Here is a 444-nt window from a genome sequence, read left to right as displayed (position 1 = left end):
TCGGCTTCCAAGACGCGGCCTCGCCGATCATAGAAGAGCTTCTCCACTTTCATGATCATGCTTTAGTTGCTGTATTCCTAATCAGCATTCTAGTACTTTACATTATTACTACTATAATGACTGCAAAACTAACTAATACTAACCTAATCGACGCCCAAGAGATTGAGATAGTCTGAACCATTATGCCTTCTATTATCTTGATTGTGATTGCCCTCCCCTCTCTTCGTATCTTGTACTTAATAGATGAAATTAGTAACCCTTTCATCACGGTAAAAACTATTGGGCATCAATGGTATTGAAGTTATGAATATAGCGATTACGAAGATATTTCATTTGATTCTTATATAACACCTACCATAGACTTACTGCCCGGTCAATTGCGTCTTTTAGAGGTAGACAACCGTATAATTGTTCCAATAAACGCCCCAGTTCGAGTACTCATCA

Annotated in this window: 1 protein-coding gene and 1 pseudogene; both read left to right on the top strand. The window is 38.3% G+C overall.

Translation table 11 applies throughout. The features are described 5' to 3' along the window. On the top strand, positions 1 to 176 hold a 176-nt coding region (locus EUU22_RS26160; RefSeq protein WP_165351180.1), incomplete at its 5' end, for a cytochrome c oxidase subunit II transmembrane domain-containing protein. A gap of 135 nt (positions 177 to 311) precedes the next feature. Beyond that, positions 312 to 444: pseudogene (locus EUU22_RS26155) on the top strand (cytochrome c oxidase subunit II); the annotation flags it as partial.

The organism is Ciceribacter ferrooxidans, from assembly GCF_004137355.1.
Taxonomy (GTDB): Bacteria; Pseudomonadota; Alphaproteobacteria; order Rhizobiales; family Rhizobiaceae; genus Allorhizobium; species Allorhizobium ferrooxidans.
Note: the sequence above shows the minus strand (reverse complement) of the source record. Positions and strands in the feature narration are given on the sequence as shown.